Genomic DNA, 15,362 nt, shown 5'->3' on the forward strand with positions numbered 1-15,362 from the left:
TGGTGACCTGTGCCGTTAACGCACGGGCAGGGCAGGTGATGTGCAGTGGCACAGTGCCCGTCTATAGCGAGACGATCACGATTCCGGAGGCCGGTCAGCCTGGCCTCGTGTTCGTGGGTATGTATAACCCGGCCAAGACACAGGCCGACTATCTGGCACAAAGTGGAGCGTGGGGGACATACCAAGGCGGACTCTATCCGCCGTACGGTCGCTACGACGCTGGGCTGCCAGGTAGCGTTCAAGTGCTCGTGCCATTGCCCGGAAACGATGGAACCACGAATGCCGTGCTGGGGTGGACGATGTACGTCGGATACGGCGTGTTGACCCCTGACGCTCAGGCACAGGTGCAGGCAAGACGCTCGGCCCTTAACTCGATGAGAGCCCAGCGAATAGCTGCGGGCACGTGGAACGCTGCATACGACAGCGACGACCAGTTCAAGTGGTCGCTTGTCCAGAAGGACCTGACGGACAACGGAAAGTATCATCTGTCGCTGGTGATCCCGCCGTTGAATTGCAACCCGCCCGATACCGGTGGGGGCGGTTGACCCAGTAAAATGCCAACCCGCCGTCGTCTGTCAGTAGCAGGATCAACGGAGTTCAGAATGGAAGAATTCAGCAAGGTCGAAGCGGAGAAGCTCGGGGCGTTTGAAGAAACGGCCCTGAGTTCCGAGGAGGCTGCGCAGGCCGAGGTCGGAAAGCGCCCGGGCGACGGCGATACGGATGAAGGCGCGAAGAAAGCGGCGCCCTTGGCATAACAACACGTTGGGAGAATGGCAAATGAAGGTTGGAATTTTCGCGGCAATACTGGTGTGCGTTCTGTCCTTGACTGGCTGCAACAAGGATGGGCCGACCGCGGCGGCGCCGACGGCTAGCGCAACGTCAGACAACGACAAGGCGCTCAGGCAGTTCATCCCCTGCAAGAAAGACATCGATACCGGCAAGGTAATTTCCTGCCCGAACTAGCCTTGAGCAGTGATATTGGTTGAGCTCGCCAGAGGGTGGGTGGGGGCGCTACCGAGTTGGCGTCCCAGGTCGCTTGGAAGGAACTGATAGTCTCACCTGGACGGCTCACTATGACCTATCTCGCCACAGCGGCCGCGTCAAAGCGGTCTGTATCCAATGCATCTCTATCGAGACGCGCCTGCGTTCTCTCGTTCATAGCTTTTGCCCTGTGCTCGCTTTGCGGACCAGCGCTGGCGGCAGACCCATATGCGCAGGTGATGAGCCAAATGCAGACGGGCTCGCTCAGCATTGGCAACCAGATTGTCCCTGTCGCGTTCAAGCTTTTAGGATCATTGTTCCTGATCCAGTTTGCTCTGCGCAACTATAAGTTGGTATTTGAGGCTGCAAGTGGTGGTGAATTCATGCCCGCCGTTTCGAAGCTGATTATGGCGATGATCTGGGTTGGGTTTTTAACCTACCTGATCACCAACCACTACGATGTCCTGAATCAGATTTTCAGTTCGTTCGTGCAGCTTGGGCAGCTATCGTCTGGTGGGACGTCTATGAATCCGGGCGACATCATGGAACTCGGGATCACCCTGCAAAACAACCTGGTGGCAGCGTTTAACGCGGCGACAGGCGCAAACGATGGGCTGATAGCGGCAATGAAGAACTTCTTCCCGTCGCTGATGCTATCGGTCGCATGTATCGCGATCCTTCTCGCTTTCTTTTTGATCTCACTGGCGGTCGCAATAGCGACGCTCGAGTTCTACATGATCGCAGCGGCTGCGCCGATTGCTTTCGCGACAGGTGGTCTCGACGCTTTGAAGCAGGCTAGTATTGCGCCGCTACAAACAATGTTGTCTGTGGGTTACCGAATTCTGATCCTTGGCGTCATCGTCGGCATGGTTCACAAGATGGCGGTTGTATGGGACGCATCTTTTTCTGGGATCAGCGCGAATGACTGGACTGTGATCTGGGAGGCTGTTTTTGGCAGTGGTCTCGCTGCGGTTGCTGCTTTTTCGGCGGGCAAGATTGCCGGATCGCTGGCAAGCGGGCAGAGCAATCTTTCGGGCAACGACGCAATGTTCGCTGGCCTGCAGATGGTGAACACGATCGCCAACGCTACGACCGCTATCGCGTCGGCCGCAGCGATCGGTGCGAACGCATTGCAGTCAGGTGCAGGAATGGCCGGCAAGGCGATGGGCGCCGATGGTGCCCAAGGCTTGGGCAACATGCTGGGCAAAGGCTATGTCTCGATGGCAGATGCGTTCCCAGGTGGATCGAAGGGCGGGACGATGTCTAATGCGTCGCCAGGTGGTGCTGCAGGCGGTACGCCGTCCAATCAACGGGTGGCGAACGAACTGCTCGGACCAATGGGTTCGGGTTTCACGGCACCTCCGCCGACGTCTCCGGATGCGGCGGGTTCCGCAGACATGCCGAGCGACAAGTCTTCGGCGCCGACGGGCGAAACCGGTCAAGACAAAGCGCCGACACCGGCCGGCGATGCTTCAGACGCATCCATTGGGGCTCCGACGGGAGGGGGCGCCGGCAGTCCCACGAACTCGGGCGATGCGAATCTTCACAAAACCCTTGAAAAGATCAATCAGAGTCTGAACAGCGGCGGCCAATCACATGCGAACAAACTGGCGTCAGCGGGCATGGAGCAGCTGTCAGGCATGCACGGCAATGACGCGGGTGCGGTGCATGTCCACATCGATCCGCGGGCAGCAGGAGAGTAATCATGACCGCACGTCTTAAAATCAAAATTGCCTTGTCAGTGGCTATCTTCGTCTCGGCCGGCAGCGCCCCGCTTGCGGAGGCAGGTACTGTCGCCGGAACGGGTGGGTCTACTGAAGTAACCCAGATCATGAACAATCTGGAGCTTGTCACCCAGACCGCCCAAAAGGCGCAGTCCTACGCGCTCCAGTTACAGCAGGCCGTGACGAATCCCAATACCCCGTGGTCTCAGACGATGGATGCGCTAAACAACGTCCGTCAGGCCTACAACACGGCGCAGTCCGTCGGCTACTCGATGCAAAGCGTGGAAAGCAACTTCTCGAATTTGTACAAGGGCTATGGGCAGAGCGGGAACATGCTTAACAGCATCATTAATTGGGGCAACCAGACCCGCAGCGCAGTGCAGGGCGCACTGTCGTCTGCCGGCTGGACGATGGATCAAGTGGCTACCGAGGACGCCTTAATCGACAAGCTACGTCTGCAGGGTCAGACGGCGGTGGGACAGATGCAGGCGGCACAGGTAGGAAATGCAATCTCTGTTGAATTAGTGCAGCAGCTACGCCAGCTTCGTCAGTTGCAAGCAGCACAGGCGCAGGCTCAAGCGTCGTATCTCGCGGGAATCAATGAAAAGGCTGCGGCCGACGACTCGAACCTTCGAGCCTTCATTCCCAACCGGAAGGCGCTGCCCCAATAAGTGGTCAGCACCGGCAGGGGTCTTATGCATTGCCGATGCTGTTCATCCTTGGAACTTCCAATGCGGTGTGCAAGGGGCTTGAGAATCTGTGCAAAGCCCTATATGATTTGTGCAAAATGCATTATTTATTGTTTTCACCGGTGAAAATCCGAGGGGCAATGCGAATGTTTAAGAGGAAGCCGCGCGATTCAGCGCAAGTCCAGCAGTCCGGCGCACCCGTCCATGTCGCTGTACCCGCACCCGAAGGAGATGGTCTGGTTGATGCGACTTGGGCGCGAGCCTTCCCGGGAGGGACCTCTGCGGACGATTTCGATCATTCGATGTCGCCGTGGGCGAGAGCGCAGAAAGCGTACGACGATCGTCAGATGCGGCTCGCGGCGCACGCTCGAAACTGGCAGCGGGCTTTTCTGACTTCACAGTTGCTGAGTGTGTTGATGGTCGGCGTGGTGGCCTACGCCGTGCATATCCCCAAGATGAAACCGGCGCCCATTGCTATTGACCAGCTGGGCCGCTCAATGCTCATCACGAGTGACCAACCGGAGGCAGTTCTCCGGGCAAGGCAGGAATACCGGGAGACGATCGATTTCATCGAGAATTGCCGGACGGTGATCGCGGACAAGATGGGCTTGCGAAAGATTCAAGAGCGGTGCTATTCGCGTCTGCCGGACGACTCCGCGGCGCGGAAATGGGTGTTGTCGCAGCAGTCCGGCGACAACGACCCCTTTGTAATCGCCCAAGATCACTCGGTCGAGCCTTCGGTCACCACCGCATTGAAGTTGTCGGACGGAAATTGGGAAGTGGAGTGGTCGGAACAGTCGATCAATCAGTCGGGCGCAAAGATGGGGCCTCCTGTGAAGTACAAGGGACACCTGACGGATCAATTTATTCCAGGTGATTCGGAAAAGGCCCTGCGCCAAAACCCGAGCGGCTATTACGTCCAGACGCTGAGTTGGGCAAAGATTCTTTAATTCAGGGGGTTTGATCGTGACGATTCGGATGCGATCTTTCGTGGGCCTACTCGGCGCAGCGTGCATGGCGTTGATGCTGCCGCTTTCGGTCCACGCGGCCGGCAAGAAGGAATTCAAGTCGCTCGACGATGCCGTCATGGATCAGGTGCGGCAGTGGCAACAGACCAATACGATCAAGCCAATCGTTTCTGACGATGGCACGGTCATTTATCCGTTTGGACAGTATCTGCCGACGCTGACGTGTGGGGTCATGCACGCGTGCGCAGTGGACCTCGAGCCGGGCGAGACTCTGATCGATTCGTCTCGCGGCGATACGAAGCTTTGGCAACAGTTCATGGCGAGCTCAATAGATGCATCCTCCGGCAAGAAAATTTCGCACGTCATTTTCAAGCCGCAACTGAATGGCATCGAGACAAACGTGATGCTGTTCACGGATCGTCGCACGTATCACATCAAGCTGGTTTCGCCCGTCGCTGAAACCGACTACATGAACCATATCGGGTTTTATTACCCCGACCAGATTGTTCAGCACTGGAACGAGGCAGCAGAGGCAGGTCAGGCGGCAGACGCAGCCAGAGCCCGCAAGGCTGATCTTCCGTCAGTGTCGTTGGACAAGGTCGACTGGGGCTACACGATCCGCGGCGGCGACGCATCAACGCGCCCGGTGCGGGTGGGCAATGACGGCACGCGAGTCTGGATTCAGATGCCAAAGTTGATGGACAAGACGGAGGTGCCAACGGTGGTCGTGCTGGACGCTGACGGGAAACCGCAGGATGTGGACAGTCGGCGCGCCGGACATGATGGTGAGTTTTTCATCGTCGACAAGCTGTTCCAGAGGGCGCAGCTGCTTTGGGGTGGTAGTGATGGTGCAGTTACGACCGTCACGATCATCTGGGACAAGCAGAAGAAATGGTATTGGTGAGGGGCGACTGTGAGCGAAGCGAATAAGGCAGAGCCGAGTTTCGGCGCCGCACCGCAGCGTCTCGGACCCACGGCGATCAAGAAGAAACCACGGGGCTTTCGTGGCTTGAGCCCGAAGGTGAAGATGCTCGCCATCGGAACAGTTGGCGGATTGGTCATGCTGGTGGTAGTCGCGGTCTTTAGCCTGCCTGACCCGGAGGTTGCTGCCAAAGAGGCGCAGGCCAAGGCGCTGGAAAAGAAGGCAAAGCAGGACGAAAAAGCATCGGACGATGGAACACGGGCATCAACGCCAAAGTCGGTCGCGGATGCCGCCAACGGCGTAGCACAGCCCACTCCGGTATCCGCGCCGGCAGCGGCGGATGCGGCCGGGTCGGCAACAGGTAGCGGTGCGCCGGCGAGTGCGCCCAGTGGAGCCGGTACGTCGACGGCTTCGGGCGGGCGTGTGGATCCGTTGGCGCCGCCTGGGGGAGGGCAAGCGGGCGGGCCAGGAGGCACTCGGGTGCCGGGAATTAATAACGGTCAAGGGCAACCTGCGCAACTGACGGCGCTGCAGCAGGACGACATGCAGCAGGAACTGACCCGACGGCAACTTCTTAGGTCGGCGGCCGAGTCGAAACTTTCTGACTCGACGTCGACTCAGGGGTCACCGAACGCAGCAGCGGCTGCGCCGGCTCTGCCTTCGCTGGGTGGACTGTCGTCGCAGGCCAATCCGCTGGGTGGAGCGGGTATGGGTGCTCAGGCGTCGGCTGCGGACGATCCCAACAAGCAGATCCACAAAGAGGCGTTCCTGAATGCAGCGGCGACGGCGGTTCCGTCGACGTACCTCAGTACGTCCCTTCAACCGCCGCGATCGCCCTATCAGATTGATCTTGGCTGGGAGATCCACGCGATGATGGATTCGAAGTTGAATTCAGACTTGCCAGGCACTCTGCGGGCTCACGTTAGCGAAAACGTTATGGATTCCGCTACGGGACGGTACGTCCTCATTCCTGGTGGGTCGAGACTCATTGGTCACTACGATTCTCAGGTCGCGTTCGGACAGTCGCGCGTCTTGGTTGTTTGGGACACGATCAAGTTTCCGGATAGCTCTGAATTGCAGATCCAAGGGATGCCCGGAACCGATCAACAGGGCGCGGCCGGCTTGACTGGAGATATTGACAATCATCTTTGGCCGATGCTCAAAGCTGCAGTGTTTATGTCAGTCATTACTGCTGGTGCGCAACTCTCCCAGCCTCAATCGTCGAATGCGAGCGGGACATATAGCGCCCCGACTGTCTCGCAGCAGCTGACCGCCCAACTCGGTCAGCAGCTTGGCCAAACAACCGGCCAGATGATCTCGCGCTATCTCAACGTACAACCTACGATCACGACGCTTCACGGCACCCGTTTCAGTATCCTTGTGAAGCAGAACATCGCTTTCGATCATCCCTGGTCTTGGCAGTAGGCCGTACTGATCCACTCGAAGTTGGGCCCGCGTTACGGCTCTGTCGTTCGCGGGCTTTTTTCTTGATTAGTTGCTGACTATTGGCAGTGGGTGGATATTTCTGGTAGATGTAGCATTTCGATGTTGCGATGCGGGCCAATAACCTTTATCTTGCTTTCGCTTTGAAGGCATGTGCGCATCCGCACTTTGTCCATAGGTACTTATTGTTACAAGTGGGCATGCTGAATTTGCTACTCTGGTTTCGAGACCTCCTACAACTATCTACTATGACGAATGCTCCACAACGGTCTGATTTCATTCAGACGCGCTGTCCGGCGCAAATCATTGCGTACCTGAAAGGGTTAGCAATGCTGCGGTACGGGAAGCTTTTGGCGCTGCATGACGACATGCTGCGTAAATTTCTGGATAGTCGGCCGTGGGCTGCCGAGCCGCCCTTGAACTGGCGAACACCAAAGTCACCGCAAGCGATGGCCGGAGACGGACCATCGCAGACCGGATGGAAGACCTTCAACATACAGGTGTCTCCCGAGCTCAAGCAAGAGATCGAAGACCGTTGCGCCGAACTTCAGGTCTCGATGTCGACGTTTTGTTACACGGCGATCTATTGGTGGTGCAAGTACATCATGCCGCCACGGTAGGAGAGGCCTCGCTTGGCGAGGCCTTTTCGTCTCGTCATTTTCACTAGAGAAAATTTAGTACAATATTATTGTGATGTTGTAGTATCATACCGTCATGGGTAGGGAGCGAGGCATGGCTAAGAAAAGGGAATCCGAAACTGAAGCGATCACGCTGCGAATCGAGAAGTGGGCGATGGCGCAGTTTAGAGCGTTGGCGGCGGAAGCCACAGTCAAATCTGGCGGCGCTGTCGCAGTCACTGCACAGGATCTCATGCGTGACTGGTTGGGTAAGCATCCACGTCTGAAGAAGCCAGAAGGAGTGGATGGCGGTCCGGTTTGAATGCCGGGATGGGTGTGTAAGGGGGCGGGCCGATGTGGCAGGTACTGGGCGGTATCAGTCGGTCTGCGTATGATGGCGCCACGCGCGCACAACGCAATAGGATAGCCACGAATGAGGATCATTACCGTAATTAATCAGAAAGGCGGGGTCGGCAAGACTTCGCTCGTATTCAATCTCGCCATGTGCGCGGTGGAACAAGGCGCTCGAACGGCGGTTATCGACCTCGACACGCAAGGTAGCGCAAGCCGGGCTTTGACGGGGGAATTCAATATCCACCGCGAGTACGAAGGTGGTGCGGACGCGCTGATTTTGTCGGATGACGCGGTCTCACCTCACAAGACATCGCACGGCATCGACGTTTTCCATGGCCACGACAAGCTGGACGGGATTGACAACGTCGAAGGTATCGAAGACATCGCGTTCTCTACGGATATGCGGCAGCGCTTGCGGCAGCTTCCCTATGACGTCATTGTCATTGACACCCCTCCGGCGATTGGTCTGCGCCATATGGCGCCGCTTTACTGGTCGGATCGTGTCTTGATCCCACTTGAGCCGGAAATCGAATCTGTGATTGGCATGCAGAACGTCCTCGATTCGCTTGAGCTCGTGCGCGAAGACAATCCCGGCGTCGTCTGGATGGCCGCGATCAACAAGCTGAAGGTTTCGTCACGCTCGCACAAGATGATCCTCGAGTCCGTTCGCTCCAGTTATGGCGATCAACTTATCGCCGAATTGGGCGACCGCGTTGCCGTTGCCGATTCGCGCCAACAGGAAATGCCGGTGCCGGTGTGGCGATATCGCGGAGCGGACAAGAAACTCCGCGACCTCTGGCTGAACTTTTGCAAAGCCGTTGTCTGCTAGAAGGCAGCGCGTGGACAACGGTCTAATCGACACGATTTGGGAACGAGACAATGAAAGCAACTCTTGACAAGATTCAGCAGCGTGCCGCTGCGACGAAGGCGAAAGGTAACTCGGCGGGTGCCGGTATGCTGATGATCCCGATGGGCAAGATCAGCTTCGACCCGGATCAGCCGCGGCAGGATTTCCACACTCTCGACGGGGAAATTGCGCCGGAAGTGATGGAGAAGCTGAAGGAGCTCGCCGATGACATCAAGGCTAACGGTCTGATGCATCCCATTACGGTCCGGGAGGTCGAGGACGGATATGTTGTTGCTGTCGGCGAGCGCCGCACGCGTGCCTGCCAACTGCTCGGGATGACCGAGATGCCCGCTAAGGTTCGCAATGACCTGGAGGGGGTCCGGCTCGAACTCTATCAACTCGCCGAGAACATCCAGCGCGACGACCTGAACGAAAACGATCTCGCACGCCAGATCAGCAAGATCGTCAAGGGCGGCGGCATGCAAAAGCAGGAGTTGGCGAAGGCGTTCAACAAGAAGCCGGCATGGATCACCCGGTATCTTGCATTTGCAGATGACAAGAACCGCGAGCTCTGGGTCAAGCCTGGCTATATCACGAAGGCGTGGATTCTGTATGCGGTGCTTCAGCTTCCGGAACATATTCAGCAGGAGGCCCTGCAGACGCTGAAAGAGCGCGGTGGCGGTGAACTGACCTCGCAGGAACTCAAGGCGCTGGAAGCGATTGCAAGGCAAGAAAAGGACCGGGCAACGCAGGCGGCGGTTGACTCGGCGGTTCAGGCTCAGGCTTCCTCAACGAGCGGCGCTGCGGCCACCAAGAGCGCGGGCAGCCCGAAAGGTGATGCAAAAGCTAACGCTATTGCCCAGCTTCTCGGTGACGGTGCCGACGATAACGGCGACGACGACGGATACCGTCCGCCGGCGGATCTTGTCGGTGCACCCGGTCCGCGACTTAACGGTGGCGGCGCCTCAGCCCAGCAGCCGTCGTACGCGAACGACGATCCGGCGCATGATTTTTCCGGACGCGAGCGGGTGGGTGCGCACCAGATGAATGCTCTGGCGACTTCGACGGTGGCTTCCCGTCTCTCGCTCGGACAGCTTGTTGCGGTGTTCGACCGCCTCGGCAAAGGCAAGAGCGAAGTCGGCGAAAAGGTCCGTGCGGTTGCGGTCGATTTCCGCCTTGACGAAACGTCGTTGCGTTCGCTTCTGGAAGAGTTGGGCGAGGAAGTGACCGATTTGCCGTCTACCGCGCTTCCGTTGCGTCTTGCGGAAGCAGCACAGAAGCTGACCAAGCGGAAATAAGGTCCGGAGACGCAGGGTAGAGGCCGACAGCAATGTCGGCCTTTTTACTTATGCATGATTTGTGGTACTTTAAGCACGGTGTGCAATCTTTCGCCTTGTTACAAAAAGGTGTTCAAGGTTGCCAACGTAAGTGCCGATATAGACGAAGCAGGGTTAAGCATGCAATTTCCCGTCGGGATTGTTCAGTATCCATTTGAGCGCGAGAACGGCAAACGTGTCCCCGTGGTGTGGGATGTGCGGTCGGTTGTGAATGCGCATCTGATGTTTGCAGGCAAGAGCGGCGCCGGAAAGTCGACGCTGTTGCGAAGGGCGATCAGCCAAGCTGCCGCGAGTTCGCAGGGGCGCGTCCGGTTCCACGTTTTCGACAAACACGGTGATCTCGGAACACCGGGCGAATCCGTCGTCCGCTTCTCCGAGTCGACGCCGTACGGCTGCATAAATCCCCTCGAAGTGAATCCAGACCCGCATTTCGGAGGGGTCAGAAGGTCCATTAACAAGTTCCTGGTTGGGGTCAATCGTTCACACAAGTTAGGCGCGCGCCAAGTCGCCGCCATGCGAAGGTTGCTCGGGGAACTGTACCTCTCGCGGGGATACACCAAGGAGCCGCACACATGGATTCCGCAAGATCCAACAGAGATTGCGGAAAAGATGTTGGGCAAAGAAGACCGTATGTTCATTGACGTCTCATATTCACAGCGCGACGCAGCGAAGGCAGTTGGCGCGCGGTGGGACGGTGATCTCAAGAGTTGGTGGTTGCCGATCGACAGATACGAAGGTGATGCATTGATCTGGCAGCCCAAGGTTCTATTCAAGACGCCGCCGACTCTCGAAGATGCCGTCAGCTTCGCCTATCGCAAGCTCCAGGCGGTGTATCTCGGCGCCAACGCAGCGGTTATGACTCACGCCCTGGACGTGAACCGTCAGGCCGCCAAATACCATCGTCTCGCCGTGGAGTCCAACAAGGAAACACGCGGCGCCGAACTGGAAGCCATCGCGAAGAAGCGAGAGAATGCGCGCGACAAGGCGATCGAAGCTTTTACTGCCTATCTGGATTCCGTGCAGACGGGTCGGGAGCTCGAGGACTTGCTTGATTACCGCGGGCTAGACGTAATGAGTTCAATCTACGACCGGCTCGTCAACATCAACGACTACGGGATCTTCCGCAGCGAGCCGCCGCCCTTCGATCCTTTGTGCGGAGTGTGGCGTCGCGACATCAGCGCGATGGCGGATGAGGAGGCGGACCTGTTCGTCCACTTTTCGCTTTCCCGGCTCGTCGATGAAGCCTTTCAGCGAGGCGAGCAGGATCACGTTTGCGACATCGCGGTGCTGGATGAATCGGACACATACTTCAATGACGAGGAGGACAACATGCCGAACAAAATCGCAAAGCAGACGCGAAAGTTCGGGTTGAATCTCTGGGCGGTGTCGCAGTCAGTGTCGAACTTCAGCGATGCGTTTCTGGAAAATATCGGCGCGAAGATCATTTTCTTCCTCGATCAAACAACCCATGATAAGTCAGCGCGGAAGCTCGGCATCGATAAGAAGGAACTAGAGCATTTGCGGCCGCGGTACAACGCGCTCGTGCAGATCGAGAACATCAACGATGGCCGATCGACCTATCGGCGCGTGATCTGTTCAGAAAAATAACTGAGGGGCCTGGCCGGGCAAGGGTGCCCGGCAGGTGTTAATGTGGTGTTAATTTAGTGTTGACAAGCTGTTAAAGCGGTTGGATACTACTGTCACACTACGGGGTGTTTTTACGAGGAGTTGCCTGATGCAAGCGCTGTCTATGAAACAAGCTGCAGTCTTTTCTTCGCCACGCGTCTCTGGCCTGCGCGTCATGGCGGATACCAGGTCCGTGATGACGGCTGTGAAGGTAAAATTCACGGCAGAAGATCTGGCGGGTGCGGAGCTGGAGCAGTCGGAAGTATCCGTCGCGATGCGGCGGGGTGAATTTTCGCTGGGCGATGCGGTGCAGTGGTTCGATGATGTGCGCATCAATGCAGCTTTGGCACTCGATGATATGTGACCGGGAGAGGTGTCACGCTGCCGGCGTTTTTACTGGTGAAAATTGGACCGGCTAGCGTCGCACGCGGCCGGTCTTTGCTTTTTCACATTTGGCGGTAGCGCGGGGCAATCGCGCTCGTTTCGAGAGGCTTGATTCTTGATGGCAATGAATGGGGATGTGTTCGATCGCTTGGCAAAGGACACGAAGATGTCTCCCAAGTCGCTTGAGGCCGCGCGCCTTGTGATGGTCGACGGCATGCGCCCCGGCGAAGCTGCTGCCAAGCTTGGCTTGCTCTTGCCGCAAGTATCTCGCAGCACGAAGACGCTCTATGAGAAGGAGCGGGAACTCCGCGAGAGCGGGCAGTTGGCGAGTCCTGAGACGGAAACAGTCGAACGCAACCTGAATGCGAGTTACACCCTGGCAGTGCAACGGGCGCGTGAACAGGCGGGAGAGGAAACTGTCCTGTCGGCCGCTGAGCCGAACAAGTCGTACCTTGGGACGGCGATCGCTCGCACTGACATGCACGTCGTCCAGGACTTGGGCCGTGGGCAGTTGGTCATTCATGAATTGGCGAAGCTGCAGCGCGTTCCCGTCATTGGCAGCATGTTTGATATCAAGTATTCAGAGGATTTGCGTCGGCCTGCGCTTGTCGTTGAGCAAGTCCGATCGCACAAACGGGGAGGCATTTCCCGTTAGGCTTGCGACCTGCCAGCAGGTCGCGCGTAGGCTTCGCGCCTACTCTTTTGGCGGTCTGTTCAACATTTATTGTAGGTTGTGTCATGGCAAGTCGTAAGGGCGGTAAAGTCGACGTGTCGTTCTTCGATACGGACAAGGGATTCAAGGTGGCCGGGAAAGGCGTCGAAATGACTTTCGACCTCTTGTCGGAATTTCGCGAAATGGCGCACAAGGAAGGCTGGCCGGCGCAGCCGGTTGCTTCGGTAGAGCGGGCTGTCGTCGATCACTACGTTGGACTGGAAGTTGACGTGCCTGTCGGCGAGCCAAACCTTTTTGAGGGCCTGAGTGCTGCAAAAGGCAGTGAGGTTGTGTTTGCGCCTGAGTCGGGGGGGTATCGAGCGAAATTACCATATCATCCGGCGATCGTTTCTATGATGCGCGGCGTGCCCGGTGCGGCGTTCGATGGTGAGTCGAAACAGTGGCGTATTCCGGTGGAGTCGCGCGGCGCGCTCGTTGGCGCGTTGGCAGGCGCGGGCCAGGTCCTCTCCGCTGTCGAGGCTGCGCGTGAACAGATCGGCGCCCAGGCCCGCCAGGCGATCACCGCAGGACAAACGGGTGCGGATCCAGACGCTTCCGTCCGTATTACCAGTTTCCATCGGGCAAACTGGATCTACTCGGGGCCGGTCATCGCGGCGAACCCTCATTTTGTGGCGCAACTGGTCGACGGACAGAAGGAATCGGCGCAGGTTGTCATTCATCAGTCGGCCGCCCTCGATCGGCAGGTGTACGCCGGTGATGAAGTCGGCGTCAGCTATGACGCTAACGGCACCGCGACGGTGCTGACGGGGCAACAGGCTCGCGAGCGGCTCGGCGAGCTCGCGCGGGAGAAATTTAACGCGACGATCGGCCAGAAGGTCGATGGAGTCCTTGTTGCGCGCTCCGATGGCGGCATGCTGGTCTCGCTCGACTACAACCCGAAGGCTGCGGCCCAGTTGTATGCACTGAAGAAGTACGATGCGGACGGCGTTGCGTTCAATCGTGATCTGGGGGGCTACCTGGTTTCCGACGACGTTCTGGGGCAACCAGGTGCTATGGAGGATCTCTCGCGCGCTGTGCAGAACGTCCGTCGCGAAGTTCGCGAGGAGGCCGAGGCGCGCAAGGAGATCGACACAATCGCGCAAGAAAAGTTGACTGGAGCCCGCGTCCAGTTCGCGCAGGGCAAGGATGGGGAGTTCCAGTCAGGCCAGATCCTGGCGGTGACTGACCGCTATGTGCTGCAGTCCGCTGGCAGGGAGTACATGAAGGCGCATGATGTGGGTCGGCTCGCCCAGGTTCCGGTTGTAGGGCAGACGGTGACCATTCGATACGGTGCCCAAGGAAAGGCGGCCGTTCAGGAGCGAAGCCAGTCGCAAAGCCAGTCGCGTAGTCGTTGAGGGGTAGCGTGGGCTCTCAGTCCACGCTTTATTGTTGAATTTTTGAGTGATTGGAGGGATCCATCGTGGGCGTTAGAGAAGATTTTTTTCAGGCTATCCATGCGCAGGACGAGAGGAAGGCGCGTGACATCCTCGCAAAGAACAATTTCAACCCGAATATCCGCGAGCGGACGAGTGTGCTGGGTGGGACGCCCGCTATTTCCTTGGCCGTTCGACTCGGACTTCATGAACTGGCCACCGATCTCGTTGCGCGTGGCGCCGATGTAAAGCTCTACGACGGTGGTCTCGCACCCATTCACATGGCGATCGATGCGCGCGGTGTCGATATCCTCGCTGCCCGCGGTGCAGACGTGAACGCGCCTTGGCGGAAGGACGGAGTGGACTTGCCGAAGGGGACGACGGCCCTGCATACGGCCGCGCGCGCAAATCGACCAGAATTGGTCCAGGCGTTGTTGAAGGCCGGCGCGAACCCCAACGCCAAAGACAAGGATGGCTTCACGCCGCTGCATTACGCGGCGTCGCGAAGTGAAATCGTCGCGCGGCAATTACTTGAGGCCGGCGCACATGAGCAGATGCGAACCAACACCGGCTTGACCGCTCGCGAAATTCTCGAGCGCCACCAACCGGGACTCGCCGAAGAATTGGGCCGCGGCAACGCGGTACTCGCAAAGACGCTGCTGGAGCAAGGCGCGGAACCAAATGTGGTCGGTACAGGCCCGGTCGCGAAGCCATCGCCGAGCACGACGCCGCTGCACTTTGCAGCTATGCACGACAACGCCGAGATGGCTCAGATTCTCCTGGCGCATGGCGCGAACGTCAACGCTGTTGACGGGCAAGGCCTGACACCGCTGCACTACGCTGCAACGCAAAGCCAGGGCCTGGTCGATGTTCTCCTGAAAAATGGGGCGGACGTCACGATGAAAATGCCGACGGGTGCGACCGCGAAGGAACTCCTCGATCTGTTTGGCGCTGAGCGCATGAAGGGCGCTGGCGCTTCGCCGAAATCAGTCGAGCCGAGCGCGATCAGCGTACCGGAAGTTCAGGCGCCGTCGCTTGATGTTAAGGCTCCGGACGTGGTGGCTTCTCAGCCGGCCCCGCGCAGCGTGAGCGATCCTGACTTTTCGCGGGAATCGCTGCTCGATCCGCAGCAGTTCGAGGCGAGCGTGAGGCCCTATGCGCGGCAGTTGGGTACTACAGAGGAGTTGGCTCGCACGTACCTGGAAATTATCCGCGACGGTCGGCCTGACTTTTCGCGGGAATCGCTGCTCGATCCGAAGCAGTTCGAGGCGAGCGTGAGGCCCTATGCACGGCAGTTGGGTACCACAGAGGAGTTGGCTCGCACGTATCTCGAAATTATCCGCGACGGTCGGCCTGACTTTTCGCGGGAATCGCTGCTCGATCCG

At 58.2% G+C, this 15,362-nt stretch carries 17 protein-coding genes; all 17 read left to right on the forward strand.

The window, feature by feature from the left end; all coding sequences use genetic code 11:
- Nucleotides 1-38 precede the first annotated feature (38 nt).
- Entirely contained in the window at nucleotides 39-545 is a 507-nt protein-coding gene (locus tag J3489_RS25040) for a hypothetical protein (protein ID WP_207002665.1), read from the forward strand.
- Nucleotides 546-602: 57 nt separating this feature from the next.
- Nucleotides 603-755 (forward strand): hypothetical protein, encoded by a 153-nt coding sequence (locus J3489_RS25045; RefSeq protein ID WP_207002666.1) that lies wholly within the window; start codon nucleotides 603-605, stop codon nucleotides 753-755.
- 22 nt (nucleotides 756-777) lie between these two features.
- Nucleotides 778-963 (forward strand): hypothetical protein, encoded by a 186-nt coding sequence (locus J3489_RS25050; protein WP_207002667.1) that lies wholly within the window; start codon nucleotides 778-780, stop codon nucleotides 961-963.
- Nucleotides 964-1,220: 257 nt separating this feature from the next.
- The gene (locus tag J3489_RS25055) at nucleotides 1,221-2,684 is read left to right on the forward strand and encodes a type IV secretion system protein (RefSeq protein WP_207002668.1); all 1,464 of its coding nucleotides are present in this window, start codon (nucleotides 1,221-1,223) and stop codon (nucleotides 2,682-2,684) included.
- A gap of 2 nt (nucleotides 2,685-2,686) precedes the next feature.
- The gene (gene trbJ, locus J3489_RS25060) at nucleotides 2,687-3,376 is read left to right on the forward strand and encodes a P-type conjugative transfer protein TrbJ (RefSeq protein ID WP_207002669.1); all 690 of its coding nucleotides are present in this window, start codon (nucleotides 2,687-2,689) and stop codon (nucleotides 3,374-3,376) included.
- Between the two features lie 35 nt (nucleotides 3,377-3,411).
- Nucleotides 3,412-4,344: a VirB8 family type IV secretion system protein gene (locus J3489_RS25065; RefSeq protein WP_242540282.1), complete on the forward strand. Its 933-nt coding sequence runs from the start codon at nucleotides 3,412-3,414 to the stop codon at nucleotides 4,342-4,344.
- Between the two features lie 64 nt (nucleotides 4,345-4,408).
- Nucleotides 4,409-5,266, forward strand: coding sequence for a TrbG/VirB9 family P-type conjugative transfer protein (locus J3489_RS25070; protein ID WP_207002672.1), 858 nt, complete (start codon nucleotides 4,409-4,411; stop codon nucleotides 5,264-5,266).
- 123 nt (nucleotides 5,267-5,389) lie between these two features.
- Complete coding sequence (locus J3489_RS25075; protein WP_242540283.1) at nucleotides 5,390-6,709, forward strand: TraB/TrbI/VirB10 family type IV secretion system protein; 1,320 nt, start codon at nucleotides 5,390-5,392, stop codon at nucleotides 6,707-6,709.
- Between the two features lie 266 nt (nucleotides 6,710-6,975).
- Nucleotides 6,976-7,347, forward strand: a complete 372-nt coding sequence (locus J3489_RS25080) for a hypothetical protein (protein WP_207002675.1) — start codon at nucleotides 6,976-6,978, stop codon at nucleotides 7,345-7,347.
- Nucleotides 7,348-7,459: 112 nt separating this feature from the next.
- Complete coding sequence (locus J3489_RS25085) at nucleotides 7,460-7,666, forward strand: hypothetical protein (RefSeq protein WP_207002677.1); 207 nt, start codon at nucleotides 7,460-7,462, stop codon at nucleotides 7,664-7,666.
- 111 nt (nucleotides 7,667-7,777) lie between these two features.
- Nucleotides 7,778-8,527: a ParA family protein gene (locus tag J3489_RS25090; protein WP_207002679.1), complete on the forward strand. Its 750-nt coding sequence runs from the start codon at nucleotides 7,778-7,780 to the stop codon at nucleotides 8,525-8,527.
- Nucleotides 8,528-8,577: 50 nt separating this feature from the next.
- On the forward strand, nucleotides 8,578-9,843 hold the full coding sequence (locus J3489_RS25095) for a ParB/RepB/Spo0J family partition protein (RefSeq protein ID WP_207002681.1): 1,266 nt from the start codon (nucleotides 8,578-8,580) through the stop codon (nucleotides 9,841-9,843).
- Between the two features lie 159 nt (nucleotides 9,844-10,002).
- Nucleotides 10,003-11,490, forward strand: coding sequence for a DUF5710 domain-containing protein (locus tag J3489_RS25100; RefSeq protein ID WP_207002683.1), 1,488 nt, complete (start codon nucleotides 10,003-10,005; stop codon nucleotides 11,488-11,490).
- Between the two features lie 127 nt (nucleotides 11,491-11,617).
- Complete coding sequence (locus J3489_RS25105) at nucleotides 11,618-11,872, forward strand: hypothetical protein (protein WP_207002685.1); 255 nt, start codon at nucleotides 11,618-11,620, stop codon at nucleotides 11,870-11,872.
- Between the two features lie 138 nt (nucleotides 11,873-12,010).
- Nucleotides 12,011-12,547, forward strand: coding sequence for a KfrB domain-containing protein (locus J3489_RS25110; RefSeq protein ID WP_445267842.1), 537 nt, complete (start codon nucleotides 12,011-12,013; stop codon nucleotides 12,545-12,547).
- A gap of 83 nt (nucleotides 12,548-12,630) precedes the next feature.
- Complete coding sequence (locus J3489_RS25115) at nucleotides 12,631-13,959, forward strand: KfrB domain-containing protein (protein ID WP_207002689.1); 1,329 nt, start codon at nucleotides 12,631-12,633, stop codon at nucleotides 13,957-13,959.
- Between the two features lie 50 nt (nucleotides 13,960-14,009).
- A partial coding sequence (locus tag J3489_RS25120; protein ID WP_207002691.1) for an ankyrin repeat domain-containing protein occupies nucleotides 14,010-15,362 on the forward strand: 1,353 nt, incomplete at its 3' end.

The organism is Trinickia mobilis (genome assembly GCF_017315705.1).
Taxonomy (GTDB): Bacteria; Pseudomonadota; Gammaproteobacteria; order Burkholderiales; family Burkholderiaceae; genus Trinickia_A; species Trinickia_A mobilis.